We start from the raw sequence: 17241 nt of genomic DNA, 5'->3' as shown, positions 1-17241 counted from the left end.
AAACTGTACACTTTTGTTTTCTAAAGATTCAAAGTTTTCTGCAATCCATTTTTTTGAACTGATGGCTTGCTCATTGATTTTTTCTTTTTGTAACGCTCTTTATATTCAGTAAACATGCTGATATTCAGCAATATTCCCATACAACCGCTCAGTAAAATGATGGACGATCCCCCGTAGCTAATAAACGGAAGAGTGACCCCAGTAATCGGAATCAGACCTGAAACACCGCCTAAATTAATGCATGTTTGGATCGCAATCATGGAGGAAATTCCTATTGCAAGCAAACTTCCAAATGGATCTTCACACTTTCTTGCAATATAAAAACCTTTCACGACGATGAAGCCAAGGAGAGCGAGTACAAAAAATACGCCGAAAAAGCCAAGCTCTTCTGAAATGATTGCCATGATAAAATCTGTGTGCGGCTCTGGAAGATACCCGTACTTTTGAACGCTTTCTCCTAGACCCAGTCCAAAAAAGCCGCCTGATCCAATGGCGTAATAGGAATTAATCAATTGATGTCCAGTATCCCCTGCATCTTTAAAGGGATCTTGGAAACTCTCAAAACGCCCGAGGCGATTTTGCGTGAATATTTTATCCCAGAATAGAATAATAAATGGGGTTACGATGACCATCACGGCACTAAATAACGCCAGCAACTTAGCAAGTGTTTTCCCGCTAAACCCTGAGCATAAAATCATGGCAAGAGCAATCATGCCAATGATAAAGGCTGTCCCATAGTCTGGCTGCAAAATGATAAATCCGCATAAGATCGAAACAATCACGATTGGAGGTGTGACTCCTCGTAAAATATGATCAATATAATGCTGCTTTTTTGCATACACAGCAGCAAGATAGATAATAACGACTATCTTCACAAATTCCGCAGGCTGAAGACTGAATGGGCCTACTTTAATCCAGCTTCTTGCGTTCCCTGCAATATGACCGCCAAAGTACACATAGATGAGGGAAAAAACGGATAGCAGCAGCATACCGATTTGAAATTTCTTATTTGAAAACAGCTGATATGGAACGAGTGCCGTAAAGAGCAAGATGACCGCTCCAACGATCATAAATAAAAGCTGTTTCTTAAAAAAATTATCTGGCGCGGCATCGTATCTAATCACAGATGTAATCATACTTGAGCTATACACCATGACCAAACCGAATGCGCTAATTAAAATAATGGCGAACAATAATGAGTAGTCATACGATTTTAGCATTCTCTTTAACATATAATCCTCTTCCTAACGTCTGTTTCTACTGCTTGATATCCTCTTAGCTGTTTTTATTCTACTACATTTTCTCTGTTTGATCTCGTTTTACCTCTTTTATATTGTTCGTCATTCATGAAAGAATCAAGTCCGTTTGACATGAAACAATGAAAAGAAAATAGAGGACAAAAAAACTCAAACTTATGTTAAGGAAGTTTGAGTTTTCAATCATTATTTTTTTGTGAACGCATCATGAAGTGCGGAAAGCTCTCTCTCAAGTTTATCGAGTAGTTTCTTACCTTCATGTTGATCAACTAATCCAAGCCGGACAGCAAAATCAATTTCTCTCGATAATCCGAACATTTGAGTATCTAAAACCTCTTCATAAAGAGGACATTGCGGCATCGTTAAGTTGTCCATTTGCACTTGGATCAATTTTAAAATTTTATCTGCATCCAATTTTAATAAAGACAGTGCTTTTTGCCGATGATCGACTAAAATTTCTGACGCCAAAAGTATCCCTCCGTTCCCCAGGCGAGTACCTAATTCTTCTATTTATCATAAAGCGAAACGCCCAAAATTGCAAGCAGATTTGTACAGTTCGCTTTGTAAAAATAAAAAGAAGCCCTCCTTCATTAAAAGATACTCATCTCGTATTTTTCACTCATCAGCTCAAGCAGCTTAATCCCAGCAATACTATTCCCTTTTTCATCCAGAGCCGGACCGAAGATACCGATTCCAAAATCATATGGTGCAGCTCCCATAATCCCGCCTGAGACACCGCTTTTTGCAGGAATTCCGATGTTAATGGCAAATTCTCCGCTCGCATTGTACATGCCGCACGTCACCATAAAGGTTTTACAAATTCTAGCGACATCTTTCGAAAGAATTTGCTTCCCCGTTTCTGGATGTCTGCCGTCTAATGAAAAAACACAAGCAATTTTCGCCAAATCCAAGCTGTTCATCATGATGGCACATTGTTTCGTATAGACGTCCATGACTTCCTCTACGTTCCCTCTAATAATATGATATTGCTTCATATAATAGCACATCGCCCGGTTAATCATGGATGTCTCAAATTCGGAGGCTGCTGTTTCCTTGCAGTATGTAATGCTTTTGTCATTTGCAAGCTCTCTAATGAAGCTAAGCAACCGGCCCAGCTGATCTTGCGGAGTCGCTCCTCTGATTAAACTCGTGACTGCGAGCGCCCCTGCATTAATCATTGGATTCAGCGGTTTATTCGGACTCGCTGTTTCCAGTTTGATCATTGAATTAAACGGGTCACCTGTTGGTTCTTGTCCAACAAATTGAAAGACTTTTTTTGGCCCTTCTTCTGAGAGCACAAGCGCCAGTGCTAATACTTTTGAAATGCTTTGAAGCGTAAATCGTTTATCTACATCTCCAGCTGAGTGGCACGTATTACTCACATGATACACTGCCACAGATAAATCCGTCTGATCCGCTTTGCCGAGAGCGGGAATATAGGATGCTACTTGACCATCTTTGGCCACTTTTTTTGCTTCTTCTACAAATCGCTGAAGCTCTTCATTGTCGCGACATGCCATGCTCATACACTCCCTATCTTTCATGTATGATTAGTGTGTACAAGGTGCAGCATGTTTATGAAAGTGACAAAGCGGGAGAAAACTTCTATAATTTATGTTGGAAAGGGGTTGTCTTGAACATGAGTATCATTCAAATCAAGGGGAACGTACAGTACAAGATCACCATTGATCCAAGTGTATGGATTTTTGATGACCGCAAATTTTTAATGGATTCATTCTTTGAAAAAAATGCAGCAAGTGAAGAGAAACAGCTAGATCAGGAGCTTGACCAAGAGCGGGTTATAAGAGAAGGTCAAACTCTTCCACCTACGTTAAAAACAGAGAAGAAGTACGAAAAGGAAAGACTCGTCACAGGCAGCTTCGGGATGAAGCTTGGCGATATGCTAAAAAATGCTGCGCCGCTTGAACATGCGGATACATGCGAATTTGTCACAGAGACAGGTACAATTGCAGTGCCGCTTTCTCAGGCAATGGAAAGCATTGCTCATTTCAGCCAACATGGTAAGCCAATCACAGAAGAAGGACCCATCCACGTCTATTTCGCGGATCAGTCCAACCTCACTCAGCCGATAAAAGGTGTCAAAGAGCTGATCATTACATAAGAACAGAGGGTCTGGACTATAGCAAATCAGCGGCAAGCTGTGCAAGTCCAGACCTTTCTCCTTTGACAAGCTTGACATGTCCAGATATTTGCTGCCCTTTGAACCGTTCAATCACATACGTAAGCCCATTATTTAAGCTGTCTAAATAAGGGTGATCAATCTGCTCTGGATCTCCCATGAGCACAATTTTACTTCCCTCTCCGACTCGCGTTAATAATGTTTTCACCTCGTGCTTTGTTAAATTCTGCGCCTCATCAATGATAATAAATTGATCAGGTATACTTCTTCCCCGAATATACGTCAATGCTTCGACTTGAATAGATCCAATTCCCGCCAAAATCGCATCAAGCTCGCCCGGCTTTTTTGTATTAAATAAAAACTCTAGGTTGTCATAGATCGGCTGCATCCATGGTCTGAGCTTTTCTTCCTTTTCTCCAGGCAAATATCCTATATCTTTCCCGACAGGCACGATGGAGCGCGCCACGATCAACTTTTTAAACATACCGAGGTCCTCTGTCTGCATTAATCCGGCAGCAAGTGCAAGCAATGTTTTACCAGTCCCCGCTTTTCCAATCAGTGTCACGAGCGGAATGTCACGGCGCAAAAGCAGCTCGAGTGCCATCGTCTGCTGGACATTCTTTGGACGGATTCCCCAAATATGCTCTTGATCATAAACGAGACGTTTTACATGCTCTGCCTTTTGATCAAGCATTCCTAAAGCAGAACCACCTTCATTTCCCTTCATGATGACAAATTGATGAGGGTTGAATGGTGCGCTTGTGACCTCTTTTATTGGTAATTGATTTTGCTTATAAAATGTATTCAATTGCTCAGTCGGAATGTAGAGCTCATGATAGCCATTATCGATGTCCTCATTTTGCAAAACACGGTCACTTAAGAAGTCTTCTGCTTGAAGCCCTATAGCATCCGCCTTTACCCGCACTAACACATCCTTGCTGACCAAAATAACAGGCCTGCCATGAGGCTTTGTTTCTTCCTCTAAGCTTAAATTTTTCGCGACTGCCAAAATTCGATTATCGTTCGTTTTTTCAATAAAAATTTCTTGAAGCTCATGAAAAGAGCGGTGATTCAGTTCAATGCGTAGCGTCCCTTTTGACTCTAGTGTAATTTTTTCATGCAGTTTCCCTTTCGATCTTAAACCGTCGATTAGGCGTGAGACGCGCCGGGCATTTTGTCCAACCTCGTCCATATATCTCTTTTTTGAGTCTACTTCTTCTAACACAACGGCTGGTATGACGACCTCGTTGTCTTCAAATGAAAAGATTGAATTCGGATCCTGTAATAACACATTTGTGTCTAATACATAAATTTTACTCAGGTCCTTCGCCTCCTGATCGGGGTTTCATTCATCCTTGTCTTTCCCAAAACGATTGTTAAAATATATGTTTTCATGAATAAAGTTAGAAGGTTAATTCAACAATAAAATAAATCATGCAGTTTGTGAAGGAGGGAATACAGATGCGACTATTTTTGACATTATTCATGATTCAAGCCATCATTCTGTTGGGCGCTTGTCAGCAGCAAGAAAAGCCAGAGGCACTAGACAAGCAAGATGGACGCCAGCACGTAGTACGGGTGTCAGACTCAACGAAGAAAAAGACCAATCAAGTCCGGTCATCTACAGATGTTGCGCAGCATCTTGTCAAAGTGACAGAGCACGTAGCAGATGTCAATGATGCAACGGCGATCGTCATCGGCCGCTATGCTGTTGTTGGTATTGATGTAAAAGATGATTTAGATAGAAGCAAAGTAGAAAACATTAAATATTCAGTTGCAAAAGCACTGAAAAATGATCCAGAAGGTGCGAATGCTGTTGTGGTCGCTGATCCGGATACAGTCAGCCGGTTAAAAGAAATGGGCAAAGAAATACAAGCAGGCCGTCCTGTCAGTGGGATTATGGATGAACTAGCCGCCATCGTCGGCCGCGTGATGCCAGAGATGCCGAGAAATGAAATTGATCGCCACGAAACAGATCCGACAAATGAGCCGAATGATCAGCTCAAACAAAATGATCAAAAGCAGTTAGACGAACATCAAAACGATCAATCAAACCATCATATGAATCAGAAGAAATAAAGAGAACGGCTTATATCTCCTGTGATATAAGCCGTTTTATACGCTGATTTTAAGTAGCTGGAAAACATGCTATAATAAATGCAATAAGTGAGGTGAAAAGGATGAGAGTGAAGTGCTCAATATGTGAGAAGCTTGAAACCATTGATGATGATACACTCGTTGCTAAGCGGTTAAGAAATCGACCGATTCATACATATATGTGCGATGACTGTCAGGAACGTATTAAAGTAAAGACAGAAGCACGCATCAAGACTGGCAGATTCTCTCTTTATCAAGATCCTGCGACGAAAGAGAAAAAGAAGAAAAAAGGAAAAAAAGAACAAAAGACATAAAAAAAGACCTGACACATGTGTCAGGTCTTTTTTTACGTATTCACTGTTCCTTCTTTTTTCGCACGATGCAGCCGTATTTTATAAATAATCAAAATGGCAGCTGCCACAACTAGGCCTTCCGCTACTGGCAAGAAGATTCCTAGAAATGTGAGAAACGTGCAGCCAAAAATCAAAAACAAGTAAATCACGAGCGCTTTTAAAATCGGTAAACGTCTAGCAAAGCCGAGCTTAAAAACAATAATCGCTAAAACAAGGATGGTGCCATATAGGAGCCACATCCCTGTTTGCGGATTTTCATCGACACGAAACAGCATCGCGAAAAAGGATAGATTTTCACTTACTTCCTGATCATTCAAAAAGATTCCCTCCCCTTATCTTTCAGGGTTCTATCTCTTTAATTCTTCATGGAATTAAGATAATCCTGCTAGCTTTTTCTTCTTCGCTGATTTCTCACGTTCGTTTTTATCTAAAATTTTCTTTCTTAAACGAATTGATTCAGGTGTAACCTCACAGTATTCGTCCTCATTCAAGTACTCAAGAGATTCCTCAAGTGACATAATACGTGGTTTTTTCATGCTCACCGTTTGATCTTTCGTCGCTGAACGCACGTTTGTTTGTTGTTTCATACGGCTTACGTTGACAACAAGATCGTTCTCACGGTTATGCTCACCAACAATCATTCCTTGGTATACTTCAACACCCGGCTCAACGAAGATCACACCGCGCTCTTCAACGCCTTGGATTCCGTAAGCAGTCGCTTTACCTGTTTCCATTGAAACAAGAACTCCTTGACGGCGTCCGCCGACTTGACCAGACTGCATTGGCTGGTAGCTGTCAAACGTATGGTTCAAAATACCAAAACCACGAGTTAATGAAAGAAATTCAGTTGTATATCCGATTAAACCACGTGAAGGCACTGTAAAGATCAGGCGAACTTGACCATTACCATTATTGATCATGTCAATCATTTCACCTTTTCGTGCGCCCATTGATTCCATGATAGAGCCAGTGTGCTCTTCTGGTACATCAATTTGAACGCGTTCAACAGGCTCACATCGAACACCGTCAACTTCTTTTACAATAACTTCTGGCTTCGATACTTGTAATTCAAATCCTTCACGTCTCATATTCTCAATAAGAATGGATAAGTGAAGCTCTCCGCGTCCAGATACAACCCACGCATCAGGTGAAGCAGTTGGATCAACACGAAGACTGACGTCTGTTTGAAGCTGCTGCTCTAAGCGCTCTTCAATTTTACGTGATGTTACGTATTTCCCTTCACGGCCTGCAAATGGGCTGTTGTTAACAACAAACGTCATTTGAAGTGTCGGCTCATCAATACGAAGGATTGGCAAAGCCTCTTGGTGTTCAACCGGACAAACCGTTTCACCTACGTTGATGTCTTCCATTCCAGAAACAGCAACAAGATCTCCTGCTTTCGCTTCGTTGATTTCCACTCGTTTTAACCCTTGGAAACCAAAAATCTTCGTCACACGGAATTGTTTCACACTGCCGTCAACTTTCATTAAGGCTACTTGCTGTCCTACTTGCATTGTTCCTCTGAATACACGGCCGATCCCAATTCTTCCAACATAATCATTGTAATCAAGTAGTGCCACTTGGAATTGAAGCGGCTCTTCATGGTTATCAACTGGGCAAGGGATATGGTTAACAATGGCTTCAAACAAAGATTCCATGTTTTCATCTTGCTTGCTCGCATCGTTACTTGCTGTACCATTGATTGCTGATGCATAGACAACTGGGAATTCAAGCTGTTCTTCTGTTGCATCCAATTCAATGAACAAGTCGATTACTTCATCGACTACTTCAGCCGGACGAGCAAAGTCGCGGTCAATTTTGTTGACAACAACGATTGGTGTTAAGTTTTGCTCAAGTGCTTTTTTCAGCACAAAGCGTGTTTGAGGCATACAGCCTTCATAAGCATCCACAACGAGAAGTACACCATCTACCATTTTCATGATACGCTCAACCTCACCACCGAAATCGGCGTGTCCTGGTGTATCTAAAATATTAATGCGTGTATCTTTATAATGGATCGCAGTATTTTTAGCTAAAATCGTAATACCGCGCTCTCGCTCTAAATCATTTGAATCCATGGCTCTCTCAGCGATATTTTCATTCGCACGGAAAGTACCAGCTTGATGGAGCAATTGGTCAACAAGCGTCGTTTTACCATGGTCAACGTGGGCAATAATTGCGATGTTGCGAAGATCTTTTCGAAGTTTCACATTTTCATCTCCTAAAATAATTAGATAACTTTCATATTATATCACAATCCCCTTTAAATGCCGATCGTTTTTCTGTAAACTTATATTAACTCTAAAAAAAAGGGATGGGGACAAATGAAACAAATCAAATGGCTTCTATTATTATGTGCATTACTTGCGGTTGTCAGTATGGCGTTTATTGGGGTAACTCTTGCAGAAAAAAACGTGCTGGGTATTTGTTTAAGTATTGTGTTTGCCATGATTTTCATGGGTACAGGATTTACATTAAAAAGAAAATTAAACGTGCAATCATAAAATTTCTCAAAAGCCTTTTACATTCTATATGTAGAAGGCTTTTATTTTGGGTAAAAACAAGACCAACCACCTATGAAAGGTCGTGTATAAAGACAGAACATATCATTTAGGCTTGGCAAAAGTAAGCCATCTGAACCTCTCCATCTTTCGACAATAACGTTTATAGTTCTCCAAAATCAAACAGAAAGTTACAATTTTCCTATTCTTCCACAAAGTTTCTCGTGATATGCTGTTCTTGCAACAAAATTTAACAGAAAAGGGAGAGAAAAGAAGCATGAAGAAGATTTTGAGCAAATCGCTCAGCTCTGTTGTATTTTTCGCTTTAGCTATTATTCTTACTTTCACAACAGTAGCTCCTGGGCAAGCAAGCGCTGCAACTTTCAAAGGGATTCCTTTCGAGCAGCAGCAAGTCATTAAAGAATTATTGGAGAAAAACGAGCGTGTCATCAACATTCTCATCAACTCATTTGTTGAGGAAGACAACAACTACACATTTGATGTGAAAAAAGCTGTTGAGCTCGGACTAACTGAAGAAGAAGCGGCGACTGCTGAGAAATTCTTAGATCGCGCAGCTGTTCTGACAATCGTTTTCAGTGAAAGCATCACTAAAAACGAAAAAGGAAAATTGGTTTTTGATGCAGCGAAAGCTGTTGAACTTGGTCTTACAAAAGAAGAAGCAGCTAAATTTGAAAAACTGTTGAAATCAGTGATCAGAATTGCTGACCTTGCTGGTGATGCACTTGTTCTAGACAAAAAAGGTAATGTTGTCATTGATTCAAAAATCGCAAAAGGTATTGGATTCAGCTCTACTGAATTACTTGTTTTTAACCAGATGCTGAAGAAAATTCCTCAAGAGCAATTAAAATCGGTCTATGATGCCATTCAAATTGCTAAAGAAAAATTAAGCTAAGCTCGAAAACCCCCACCTGGATCGCCCAGATGGGGGTTTTTTATTTCAGCCAATAAAGAAGGATCATCTGGCTTTTTCATATCGATAGCCAGTTGTGCTTCATTAATAAGTTTCATCAAATAAACCAAATCACTTCATTCTCATGAAGTGATTTGGTTTATTTTTTATTTCCACTGCCTTTTATGTAATCGTGCAAGATTTTTTCACAAACGGATCGATTTCCGGCGACGATACTGTTTTTGTCTAGAAACGTTAGGCGTTCTCCGTGTATATTTGAGTAGACTGCCCCTACTTCATCCAAAAGCACACAGCCTGCTGCATAATCCCACGGCGCAAGCCTTAACGTGACGTATGCGTCACTTCTGCCGCTTGCGATATAAGCGAGCTCCAGGGCAGCTGATCCAATCGTTCGTGTCCCTCTCACGTCACGTACAAGACGGGCAAACGGTTTAGCATCAAAATAAGGGCTTTCGATCGCCCAGGTCGGGTTAATGCCAACAATGGCTTTTTCAATCGCTACATCTTTTAATGGAGGAAGCAGGGTATCATTCATATAAGCCCCTTCTCCTTTGACCGCATGGTAAAGCTCGTCATGAATGACGTCATATATGAGACCGATTTTCCCTATGCCATTTTCAAATATCCCGATTGAAATGGCAAAGTTGCGTTTTTGATGGACAAAGTTCATTGTGCCATCGATTGGATCAATGATCCACACGATCCCATCAAGTGAGGTCACCTCTTCCCCTTGTCCCTCTTCACCTAAAATATGATGATCTGAAAATGTCGATTGTATCTTTTCAATGAAAAAACGTTCTGTTTCTTTATCGATATTTGTGACAAGATCATTTGGATTTGATTTTGTTTCAATTGATAGACCATCCTGCATGGACGCTTTAATACGGCTTCCTGCTTCTTTTACCCAAAGCTTTGCAAGACGGTCAATTTCCACCCAGTTTGTCATCAGACTGTAAACCTCTTTTCTATGTAATACCTATTTGTAATAGCATACTGATATTATGTGCGTAAAAGCAAGAAAAAAGCAGCTTCATACAAAAACGAACCGATGAATTGGTTCGTTTTTACCTCACCTTGTTTTACCCTTTAAGCTGCTCCCATTCTTTTCTTAGGCGCTCAAGCTTTCGTTTGCTGCGTTCGATTTGGATGTCATCTTTTTGCTCGATGGCTTCATGAAGCGTAGAAAGCTCATAGTCCACCTCTAATCTCCACACAGCGATGCGATTCTTCTTCTCCTGTCTATACCCCTGCTTCACGATTTGCTTCATTTGGTCAACGCCCCTTCCAGAGAATGATTCATTCCTTGTCAGTTTTCATTGATAAAAAATTCAATCGATAAGAGAATTGGTTCTTGCTTATATCGTATGAAGCGATCGCATAACCGCAACGACATTCTGAAAATTGTGTTTTTACCTATTTGTTATGTACCACAAAATCGTTGTTTTTAAACGCTGCCCTACTTCCTCTACAATCTTTGACATGACGGTGCATCTTTTTTTGAGCTTAACCCAAGCTATGATAAAATATGATCAGCGAAAGAATACAGGAGGCATACTATGAGTGAAATGCGTTTTAGAGATGAAGATTTTGAGACATTTACAGTTGACGGTTTAGATGAACGAATGACCGTATTAAAAGAAAGAGTCCGTCCAAAGCTTGAGGCACTTGGAGAACACTTTGCACCACTTCTTTCTTCTATTACAGGAGACGAAATGTTTGTACACGTCGCAAAGCATGCTAGAAGATCAGTCAATCCGCCAAATGATACGTGGGTTGCTTTTGCAAACAGCAAGCGTGGGTATAAAAAACTCCCTCATTTTCAAATTGGGCTTTGGAAAACACATGTCTTTGTATGGTTTGCTCTCATTTATGAATCCCCTGTGAAAGGCGAATATGGTCAGTTATTCGAAAAAGAACTAGATACCATTCAGAAGAAAATACCGCAAGATTTTGTTTGGTCTAAAGATCATATGAAACCAGATGTCATGCGTCACAGCGAACTCGATGCAGAACAGCTAAAAACGCTGTTTGAACGTGTCCAAACGGTGAAAAAAGCCGAGCTCCTTTGCGGTATTCAGCTGCCTAGAGAAGAAGTCGTTCAAATGAATAATGAAGAATTTTTATCAAAAATCGAAGATGCCTTCCGCACGTTGACTTATCTATACCGCTTTACACAAAAACAATCTGTATAAAAAAACGAGCCCTCTAGGCTCGTTTTTTCTTACATACGTATAATGGCGGACTCTTCTGCCTCTCTTGCCGTTTTCACTGTACGATAAGGAGAATACCCGCTTTCCTTTTCAAACGCTGCACAATGCGTCTTTTCTTCTGCTTTTGATGGCACAATCTCTTTAAAGCGTTTATAAGTATCTAATAACTCCTGTTTCGCTATTCCTTTTTCATAGGCTTTTTCAACAGCTTGAAAAAACGAAATAACCGCAATTTTTTCCTCTGTTGTCCAGTCGACGTCCATTGGATATTGATATTCCATTTACTTGTCCCTCACTTTAACACTCATTTCTTATTTGAACTTTTATTATAGCATCTGTTCGATCAGAAACCGATTGATTTTATGCTTTACATTCCGATCAGTTCATAATATAATTCTTTTGTTTTATGCAATGAAATCTGTCGTTATTGGCACAATAATAGCAGGTATTTCGATGAAGGTGGGAAAGCAATTGTCACAACATGATACACCCTTATACACTGGACTAAAAAAACACGCAGCAACCAATCCAGTTCAATTTCACATTCCTGGCCATAAAAAAGGAGCCGGAATGGACCCTGAATTTAGAGCATTCATTGGCGACAATGCACTAAGCATTGATCTCATTAATATAGAACCTCTCGATGATTTACACTCACCTCGAGGAATGATAAAAGAAGCACAAGATTTAGCTGCTGAAGCCTTCGGTGCTGACCATACGTTTTTCTGTATTCAAGGAACAAGCGGCGCCATCATGACAATGGTGATGACCGTATGCGGACCTGGGGATAAAATCATCGTTCCGCGTAACGTCCATAAATCGATTATGTCCGCGATTGTATTTTCTGGCGCAGTTCCTGTTTTTATTCATCCAGAAATAGACAAAGAGCTTGGCATCTCTCACGGCATTACACCAGAATCAGCGAAAAAGGCACTCACGGAGCACCCAGATGCAAAAGGTCTGCTTGTGATTAATCCGACGTATTTTGGCGTTTCAGCAGACTTAAAATCGATTGTAGACATTGCCCATTCATTTCATGTGCCTGTCCTTGTCGATGAAGCACACGGCGTGCATATTCATTTTCACGATAAGCTCCCGCTATCTGCCATGCAGGCAGGTGCCGACATGGCAGCAACAAGTGTCCACAAACTCGGCGGTTCCCTGACCCAAAGCTCTATTTTAAATATGAAGGAAGGGCTTATCTCAAAAGATCGCGTGCAATCGATTTTGAGCATGCTGACAACAACGTCTACTTCTTACTTGCTCTTGGCGTCACTTGATGTCGCTCGAAAGCGATTAGCCACTGAAGGAAAGGCACTAGCAGATGAAGCCATCCGTTTAGCTGAATCAGCGAGAAACCGTTTGAATCAAATTGATGGCATTACGTGTATTGGCAAGGAAATACTCAGTTCAGCTTCTACGTATGATTACGATCCAACAAAATTAATTATTTCAATTAAAGACCTTGGCCTCAATGGCCATGATGTCGAAAAATGGTTGAGAGAAAGCTACCGGATTGAAGTGGAGCTTTCTGACCTTTACAACATTTTATGTATTGTGACCCCTGGTGATTCTGATGAAACAATCGATACGCTTATAACGGCTATGAAAGACATTGCCGCAACCTCTACAAGTGAGAGCGGCACACAAGCGGTAACTGAAGTCCTGCTTCCTGAGATTCCATCGCTTGCCATGACGCCGCGTGATGCCTTTTACGCCACAACTGAAGTGGTTCCGTTAAAAGAAGCAGCTGGCCGCATCATCGCAGAGTTTGTCATGGTGTACCCGCCAGGCATACCTATTTTTATACCAGGAGAGATTATCACAGAAGAAAATATCTCCTATATCTTTAAAAACATTGAAATTGGTCTCCCTGTCCAAGGACCAGAAGATTCAACGCTAGAAATGATCCGCGTGATTAAAGAACAGAAAGCAATTTTATAAAAAAGAAACATGCAGCCCCAAATGGAGCTGCATGCTTTTTTATTTATTCAGAGGCTTCATCACAGCAATGACAGTGACCACACGTTCCGTATAGTGTTGTCACTTTTTCATTTTCAAATTGATCAATGGTCTCATTGCAATCTTGACAAATAATTGTACCCACGTACATTCCCCTTTTCTTCATTCAATATTTGAAAGCGTTTAATCTATTTCACACTTCTATAATATGATGTCACATTTAAGTTGTCAACGGTTAATTGTATGACACATTTAATTATTTTTTATGAATATGTGCTATTTTCTCATCATATTGAGGGAACGTTTCAATTGTATTTTGCTTCATATCAATTCTGTAACAATTGAGTAACAATCGAAAATTGTCAAAAAGGACATGATACACTAGAGTAACTAACAGGTAACCAGCTCCTAAAAATGTTGGGACAACCCCAAAAGATTTTGAGGTGAATAGATTGAATTTTATGAGGACACTTCTCATTATATTCCCCATGCTCTTTGTACTTAGTTCATGCTCATTTGCGTATATCATACCGAATCAGACAGACCAAGTCAGTCATATTCAAAAACCAAGAATTCTCTTTTTTACAGATGCAGAAAATCTTGATAAAGAAAGTCCTTATTATGATGCAGTCCTCGATTTAAAGAATGAATACCCGAAGGAAATGTCAAAGATGATTGTGAAAGAAGATCGTAAAGGCTGGAAAAATGAAGTAGACGAATTGCCGGCTATTTTACTTGTAAATAATGAAAAAGTCATAGTGAAGGTTGAAGGAAATGTCAGCAGCAAAGAGGATATTTTATCGCCCTTATGCCACGCTTTAGACCGCGTGAATACAAATTAATGGTCTCACCTTGCACTTATATATCCATATGAAATAGCCCCTCATGAAATGAGGGGTTTTTCTCATGCAGCACTCAAAAAACCCTCTCCTTGTTGGAGAGGGTTTTTATAGGTTCATTATTTTACGATATGGATTGGGCTTCCAATTGCTACTTCAGCCGTTTCCATTGTAATTTCACCTAAAGTTGGGTGAGCGTGAATTGTCATTGCGATATCTTCAGCAGTCACTCCAGCTTCGATTGCAAGGCTAAGCTCTGAAATCATATCAGAAGCGCCAACACCTGCGATTTGTGCACCAATCACAAGACCATCCTCTTTACGAGTGATCATTTTCATGAAGCCATCAGTTGCGTCAAGAGAAAGTGCACGTCCGTTTGCTGCGAATGGGAATTTCGCTGCAACGATGTCGATTCCTTCTTCTTTTGCTTCTGCTTCAGTGTATCCAACAGTTGCAAGTTCTGGCTCAGAGAATACAACAGCAGGAATACCAAGGTAATCAATTTCAGCTGGCTCTCCAGCGATTGCTTCAGCTGCAATTTTACCTTCGTAAGAAGCTTTGTGTGCAAGTGGTGGTCCATCAACGATGTCACCAATTGCATAGATGTTAGATACGCTTGTACGGCATTGTTTGTCTGTTTTGACAACTCCGCGGTCAGTCAATTCAACACCAACTTGCTCAAGACCAAGCTCATCTGTGTTTGGACGACGACCAACTGTAACAAGTACGTAATCAGCATCAACTGTTTTTTCTTCACCTTTTACTTCGAAAGTAACAGTGACACCATCAGATTTTTCTTCAACGCCTTTTGCAAGAGCGTTTGTATGGATTTCAACGTTTCCTTTTTTCTTCAGGTTACGTTTAACCAATGAGCTCATTTGCTTTTCGAAACCTGGAAGGATTTCGTCTCCACCTTCAAGGATGACAACTTCTGTTCCAAAGTTTGCATAAGCAGTACCAAGCTCAGTACCGATATATCCACCACCGATAACAACTAACTTCTTAGGTACTTCTTTAAGCGCTAAAGCACCAGTTGAGTTGATCACGCGATCTGTGTATTTAAAAGTAGGCAATTCAATTGGACGAGATCCAGTTGCAAGAATTGCATTTTTGAAAGTGTAAGTCTGTGCTGAATTTTCATCCATTACACGTACAGAGTTGCTGTCTACGAAATAAGCTTCACCTTTAACGATGTCTACTTTATTTCCTTTAAGAAGACCTTGAACTCCACCTGTTAATTTGTTAACAACAGAAGCTTTCCACTCTTGAACTTTTGTGAAATCAACTGTTACGTTTTCAGCTTTGATACCCATGTCTTCAGAATGCTTAGCATTTTCGAAACGATGGCCAGCATTGATTAATGCTTTTGAAGGAATACAACCAACGTTTAGACATACACCGCCAAGTGTTCCTTTTTCAACGATTGTTACTTTTTGTCCAAGCTGTGCAGCACGAATAGCAGCTACATATCCACCTGGACCTGCACCGATGACAAGAGTATCTGTTTCGATTGGGAAATCTCCTACTACCATGACATTACGCCTCCATTAAAATTAATTGTGGATCATTCAATAAACGCTTGATGTGGTTAAGGGCATTTTGCGCAGTAGCTCCGTCGATCATACGGTGGTCAAAGCTTAGGGAAAGAGCTAAGACTGGAGCTGCAACGATTTCGCCATCACGAACAACCGCTTTTTCAGCGATACGGCCAATACCAAGGATCGCTACTTCTGGGTGGTTGATGACTGGAGTAAACCATTGTCCACCAGCAGAACCGATGTTTGTGATTGTGCAAGATGCACCTTTCATTTCAGCTGGAGCCAATTTACCATCACGTGCTTTTGTTGCAAGCTCGTTGATTTCGTTAGACACTTCAAAAATAGCTTTGCGATCTGCATTTTTCACAACTGGAACGAGCAGGCCTTTTTCAGTATCAGCTGCAATTCCGATGTTGTAGTAATGCTTTTGAACAACTTCATCAGTTTTATCATCGATAGAAGTGTTAAGTACTGGGTACTTTTTCAAAGCAGAAGTAAGAGCTTTTACAACGTAAGGCAAGTAAGTTAACTTGATTCCTTGATCAGCTGCAACTTGTTTGAATTGTTTACGATGTGCAACAAGGTTCGTTACATCAACTTCATCCATTAATGTTACGTGAGGAGCTGTATGCTTAGAGTTTACCATTGCTTTCGCGATCGCTTTGCGGATTCCGCTCATTTTCTCGCGAGTTTCTGGGAATTCCCCTTCAAGAACTGGAGCTGCTGCCGCTTTAGGAGCTGCTTCTTCTTTCGCACTTTCAGCTGCTTGAGGTGCTGCTTCTTGAGCTGCAGAACCACCATTAACGAAGCTGTCGATATCTTCTTTTAACACACGTCCGTTTTTACCAGAACCTGCAACTTTGTAAATTTCAATGCCTTTTTCGCGAGCATATTTACGTACAGATGGCATAGCGATAACGCGTTTGTTTGGATCAGCATCTACTTGCTCTTGTGCACCTGCACCAGTTGCTGCTGCCGCTTCTTCTTGTGCCACTTCTTTCTTCTCAGGCTCGTTACCAGCTTCAGCAGTACCTTGTACTTGAGCTTCAGTTTTTGCTTCGCCTTCTTCTTCGCTGCCTTTAAATTGAAGATTTTCGTAACCAGGTGCATCAAACGTAATGATTGTTTGTCCTACAGTTGCAACTGTTCCCTCTTCAACTTTTAATTCTAATACTTTTCCTTTAACAGGTGAAGGAATTTCTACAACTGCTTTATCGTTTTGTACCTCTGCTAAAACGTCATCTTCATTAATTTCGTCGTTTGGTTTTACAAACCACTTAACGATCTCACCTTCGTGGATACCTTCTCCGATGTCCGGAAGTTTAAATTCAAATGCCACTGTTTTTCGCCTCCTAGATTTTGTTGAATCCTTGTTGTGTATGTTTACACGGACTTGTAATTGATAAAGGGGAAG

20 protein-coding genes are annotated in these 17241 nt (G+C 40.6%); 8 read left to right on the top strand and 12 right to left on the bottom strand.

Features of this window, described 5'->3' with window-relative positions; genetic code table 11:
* Positions 1–20 precede the first annotated feature (20 nt).
* The 3 genes from ftsW to glsA all read right to left on the bottom strand — a co-directional run bounded on the left by ftsW (position 21) and on the right by glsA (position 2776).
* On the bottom strand, positions 21–1232 hold the full coding sequence (ftsW, locus tag MHH54_RS07205) for a putative lipid II flippase FtsW (RefSeq protein WP_044142014.1): 1212 nt from the start codon (positions 1230–1232) through the stop codon (positions 21–23).
* 210 nt (positions 1233–1442) lie between these two features.
* A complete protein-coding gene (locus MHH54_RS07200) occupies positions 1443–1724 on the bottom strand; it encodes a YlaN family protein (RefSeq protein WP_034318078.1) in 282 nt (93 codons plus the stop codon).
* Between the two features lie 122 nt (positions 1725–1846).
* A complete protein-coding gene (glsA, locus tag MHH54_RS07195) occupies positions 1847–2776 on the bottom strand; it encodes a glutaminase A (RefSeq protein WP_003211229.1) in 930 nt (309 codons plus the stop codon).
* Positions 2777–2895: 119 nt separating this feature from the next.
* On the opposite strand from glsA, the gene MHH54_RS07190 reads away from it, so the two are divergent.
* The gene (locus tag MHH54_RS07190; protein WP_342500822.1) at positions 2896–3378 is read left to right on the top strand and encodes a peptidyl-prolyl cis-trans isomerase; all 483 of its coding nucleotides are present in this window, start codon (positions 2896–2898) and stop codon (positions 3376–3378) included.
* A gap of 16 nt (positions 3379–3394) precedes the next feature.
* Here the strand turns inward: MHH54_RS07190 and MHH54_RS07185 are convergent, their stop codons facing one another.
* On the bottom strand, positions 3395–4717 hold the full coding sequence (locus MHH54_RS07185; RefSeq protein WP_034619937.1) for a PhoH family protein: 1323 nt from the start codon (positions 4715–4717) through the stop codon (positions 3395–3397).
* 140 nt (positions 4718–4857) lie between these two features.
* Here MHH54_RS07185 and MHH54_RS07180 point away from each other — a divergent pair, with 140 nt between their 5' ends.
* Positions 4858–5475 (top strand): YhcN/YlaJ family sporulation lipoprotein, encoded by a 618-nt coding sequence (locus MHH54_RS07180; RefSeq protein ID WP_342500821.1) that lies wholly within the window; start codon positions 4858–4860, stop codon positions 5473–5475.
* Between the two features lie 101 nt (positions 5476–5576).
* Positions 5577–5807 carry a YlaI family protein gene (locus tag MHH54_RS07175; protein ID WP_003210787.1) on the top strand — a complete coding sequence of 77 codons (231 nt, stop codon included), beginning with the start codon at positions 5577–5579 and terminating at the stop codon, positions 5805–5807.
* Positions 5808–5839: 32 nt separating this feature from the next.
* Here the strand turns inward: MHH54_RS07175 and MHH54_RS07170 are convergent, their stop codons facing one another.
* Together MHH54_RS07170 and typA are read right to left on the bottom strand one after the other, a co-directional pair.
* Positions 5840–6163, bottom strand: a complete 324-nt coding sequence (locus tag MHH54_RS07170; protein WP_003210819.1) for a YlaH-like family protein — start codon at positions 6161–6163, stop codon at positions 5840–5842.
* A 54-nt stretch (positions 6164–6217) separates the two neighbouring features.
* Positions 6218–8056 carry a translational GTPase TypA gene (gene typA, locus MHH54_RS07165; protein ID WP_003212439.1) on the bottom strand — a complete coding sequence of 613 codons (1839 nt, stop codon included), beginning with the start codon at positions 8054–8056 and terminating at the stop codon, positions 6218–6220.
* 114 nt (positions 8057–8170) lie between these two features.
* Between typA and MHH54_RS07160 the strand changes: the two genes are divergently transcribed.
* The gene (locus MHH54_RS07160; RefSeq protein ID WP_003211596.1) at positions 8171–8350 is read left to right on the top strand and encodes a DUF5325 family protein; all 180 of its coding nucleotides are present in this window, start codon (positions 8171–8173) and stop codon (positions 8348–8350) included.
* A gap of 274 nt (positions 8351–8624) precedes the next feature.
* Entirely contained in the window at positions 8625–9260 is a 636-nt protein-coding gene (locus MHH54_RS07155; RefSeq protein WP_044142020.1) for a hypothetical protein, read from the top strand.
* Between the two features lie 157 nt (positions 9261–9417).
* Here MHH54_RS07155 and MHH54_RS07150 read toward each other — a convergent pair whose 3' ends face one another.
* A complete protein-coding gene (locus tag MHH54_RS07150) occupies positions 9418–10224 on the bottom strand; it encodes an inositol monophosphatase family protein (RefSeq protein ID WP_268493044.1) in 807 nt (268 codons plus the stop codon).
* 133 nt (positions 10225–10357) lie between these two features.
* Positions 10358–10546 (bottom strand): hypothetical protein, encoded by a 189-nt coding sequence (locus tag MHH54_RS07145; protein WP_003211901.1) that lies wholly within the window; start codon positions 10544–10546, stop codon positions 10358–10360.
* A 288-nt stretch (positions 10547–10834) separates the two neighbouring features.
* On the opposite strand from MHH54_RS07145, the gene MHH54_RS07140 reads away from it, so the two are divergent.
* The gene (locus tag MHH54_RS07140; protein WP_050945117.1) at positions 10835–11470 is read left to right on the top strand and encodes a DUF1054 domain-containing protein; all 636 of its coding nucleotides are present in this window, start codon (positions 10835–10837) and stop codon (positions 11468–11470) included.
* Between the two features lie 29 nt (positions 11471–11499).
* Here the strand turns inward: MHH54_RS07140 and MHH54_RS07135 are convergent, their stop codons facing one another.
* A complete protein-coding gene (locus MHH54_RS07135; protein WP_050945118.1) occupies positions 11500–11769 on the bottom strand; it encodes a UPF0223 family protein in 270 nt (89 codons plus the stop codon).
* Positions 11770–11959: 190 nt separating this feature from the next.
* Here MHH54_RS07135 and MHH54_RS07130 point away from each other — a divergent pair, with 190 nt between their 5' ends.
* Positions 11960–13432, top strand: a complete 1473-nt coding sequence (locus tag MHH54_RS07130; RefSeq protein ID WP_268493042.1) for an aminotransferase class I/II-fold pyridoxal phosphate-dependent enzyme — start codon at positions 11960–11962, stop codon at positions 13430–13432.
* Between the two features lie 43 nt (positions 13433–13475).
* On the opposite strand, the gene MHH54_RS07125 is transcribed toward MHH54_RS07130, so the two are convergent.
* Positions 13476–13595 carry a GapA-binding peptide SR1P gene (locus MHH54_RS07125; protein ID WP_003212464.1) on the bottom strand — a complete coding sequence of 40 codons (120 nt, stop codon included), beginning with the start codon at positions 13593–13595 and terminating at the stop codon, positions 13476–13478.
* Positions 13596–13911: 316 nt separating this feature from the next.
* Between MHH54_RS07125 and MHH54_RS07120 the strand changes: the two genes are divergently transcribed.
* Positions 13912–14292: a hypothetical protein gene (locus MHH54_RS07120; RefSeq protein WP_223250645.1), complete on the top strand. Its 381-nt coding sequence runs from the start codon at positions 13912–13914 to the stop codon at positions 14290–14292.
* 116 nt (positions 14293–14408) lie between these two features.
* Here the strand turns inward: MHH54_RS07120 and lpdA are convergent, their stop codons facing one another.
* Both lpdA and MHH54_RS07110 read right to left on the bottom strand, forming a co-directional pair.
* The gene (lpdA, locus tag MHH54_RS07115) at positions 14409–15821 is read right to left on the bottom strand and encodes a dihydrolipoyl dehydrogenase (protein ID WP_003211097.1); all 1413 of its coding nucleotides are present in this window, start codon (positions 15819–15821) and stop codon (positions 14409–14411) included.
* 4 nt (positions 15822–15825) lie between these two features.
* Complete coding sequence (locus MHH54_RS07110; RefSeq protein ID WP_003211261.1) at positions 15826–17166, bottom strand: dihydrolipoamide acetyltransferase family protein; 1341 nt, start codon at positions 17164–17166, stop codon at positions 15826–15828.
* Positions 17167–17241 lie beyond the last annotated feature (75 nt).

Source organism: Bacillus sp. FSL K6-4563 (genome assembly GCF_038630405.1).
Lineage (GTDB): Bacteria > Bacillota > Bacilli > Bacillales > Bacillaceae > Bacillus > Bacillus pumilus.
This window is presented reverse-complemented; position numbering and strand designations above follow the sequence as displayed.

What these genes read in the sequence shown, in the direction of transcription:
- MHH54_RS07120 (WP_223250645.1), top strand. Translation starts at nt 13,912, where the DNA reads ATGAGGACACTTCTCATTATATTCCCCATGCTCTTTGTACTTAGTTCA.
- MHH54_RS07175 (WP_003210787.1), top strand. Translation starts at nt 5,577, where the DNA reads ATGAGAGTGAAGTGCTCAATATGTGAGAAGCTTGAAACCATTGATGAT.
- MHH54_RS07145 (WP_003211901.1), bottom strand. Translation starts at nt 10,546, where the DNA reads ATGAAGCAAATCGTGAAGCAGGGGTATAGACAGGAGAAGAAGAATCGC.
- MHH54_RS07135 (WP_050945118.1), bottom strand. Translation starts at nt 11,769, where the DNA reads ATGGAATATCAATATCCAATGGACGTCGACTGGACAACAGAGGAAAAA.
- MHH54_RS07155 (WP_044142020.1), top strand. Translation starts at nt 8,625, where the DNA reads ATGAAGAAGATTTTGAGCAAATCGCTCAGCTCTGTTGTATTTTTCGCT.
- MHH54_RS07180 (WP_342500821.1), top strand. Translation starts at nt 4,858, where the DNA reads ATGCGACTATTTTTGACATTATTCATGATTCAAGCCATCATTCTGTTG.
- ftsW (WP_044142014.1), bottom strand. Translation starts at nt 1,232, where the DNA reads ATGTTAAAGAGAATGCTAAAATCGTATGACTACTCATTATTGTTCGCC.
- lpdA (WP_003211097.1), bottom strand. Translation starts at nt 15,821, where the DNA reads ATGGTAGTAGGAGATTTCCCAATCGAAACAGATACTCTTGTCATCGGT.
- MHH54_RS07160 (WP_003211596.1), top strand. Translation starts at nt 8,171, where the DNA reads ATGAAACAAATCAAATGGCTTCTATTATTATGTGCATTACTTGCGGTT.
- glsA (WP_003211229.1), bottom strand. Translation starts at nt 2,776, where the DNA reads ATGGCATGTCGCGACAATGAAGAGCTTCAGCGATTTGTAGAAGAAGCA.
- MHH54_RS07150 (WP_268493044.1), bottom strand. Translation starts at nt 10,224, where the DNA reads ATGACAAACTGGGTGGAAATTGACCGTCTTGCAAAGCTTTGGGTAAAA.
- MHH54_RS07190 (WP_342500822.1), top strand. Translation starts at nt 2,896, where the DNA reads ATGAGTATCATTCAAATCAAGGGGAACGTACAGTACAAGATCACCATT.
- MHH54_RS07140 (WP_050945117.1), top strand. Translation starts at nt 10,835, where the DNA reads ATGAGTGAAATGCGTTTTAGAGATGAAGATTTTGAGACATTTACAGTT.